At 68.8% G+C, this 1,191-nt stretch carries 1 pseudogene; it reads left to right on the forward strand.

Features of this window, described 5'->3' with window-relative positions:
• Positions 1 to 23: 23 nt before the first annotated feature.
• A pseudogene (locus tag HNR00_RS25290) lies at positions 24 to 1,180 on the forward strand (IS630 family transposase).
• Positions 1,181 to 1,191: the final 11 nt, after the last annotated feature.

Consider the following 1,191-nt stretch of genomic DNA (forward strand, 5'->3'; position numbering starts at 1 on the left):
TCGGTTGAGGGCAGGAGGCAGCGATGCACAAGCGCTACCGTGTGACGCTCACGGCTGAGGAGCGAGCTGATCTGGATCGTCTGATCTCACGTGGCAAAGCCGCGGCGCGCACGCTGGGCCACGCGCGGATGCTGCTGCTGAGTGATGCGGCCGAGGGCGGGCCCGGCTGGACCGACGCGCAGGTGGCGGAGGCTGTGCGGGTGCATGTGCGCAGCGTCGATCCTTCGAGAGCCTCAGGATGAGGGGGTACGGCGTCGCTTCGTCGAGGAAGGCCTTGAAGCGGCCCTGCACCCCAAGCCATCGCGCCGTGTCTACGAACGCAAGCTGGACGGGGCGGGCGAGGCGCGGCTGGTCGCGCTGGCCTGCTCGACCCCGCCGCAGGGACGCGGGCGCTGGAGCCTGCGATTGCTGGCCGACGAACTCGTCGCGCTGGAAGGACTGCCTCGCCTGAGCCCGGAGACGATCCGGCGGACCTTGGGAAAAAAACCAGCTCAAGCCGCATCTGCGCCGGATGTGGTGCATTCCGCCCGAGCAATCGGCGGCGTTCGTGAGCCACATGGAAGACGTGCTCGACGTCTATCAACAGCCCGCCGACCCGCGCCGTCCGCTGGTCTGCCTGGACGAGACCAGCCTGCAGTTGATCGGTGAGGTGCGAACACCTCGGCCCGTCCGGCGCGGACGGCCGGCGCGCTACGACAGCGAGTATATCCGCCACGGCACCGCCAACCTGTTCCTCGCCTTCGCGCCGCTGACCGGGCAGCGCGTGGTCAAGGTCACCGAGCGACGCTGCCGGGGTGACTTCGCCCGGTTCGTGCGCGACCTCGTCGATGGCCCCTACGCCGAGGCCGAGCGGATCGTGCTGGTGATGGACCAGCTCAACACCCATGCCACCACCTCGCTCTACGAGGCCTTCCCGCCGCGCGAGGCCCGCCGCATCGCCTGCCGGCTGGAGATCCATCACACGCCCAAGCACGGCTCCTGGCTCAACATGGCCGAGATCGAGTTGAGCGTGCTGCGCCGCGACCTGCCCGAGCGGATTGCCCGACGCGACACCCTGGACCGCCACGTCGCCGCTTGGCAGCAGCGCCGAAACACCCGCGGTGTCGGTGCCGACTGGCGCTTCACCACGAAGGATGCCCGCATCAAGCTCCGCAAACTCTACCCGACAACAGAGCCGTGACAGAGCACTAG

Source organism: Methylorubrum rhodinum (assembly GCF_014199935.1).
GTDB classification, from domain to species: Bacteria; Pseudomonadota; Alphaproteobacteria; order Rhizobiales; family Beijerinckiaceae; genus Methylobacterium; species Methylobacterium rhodinum.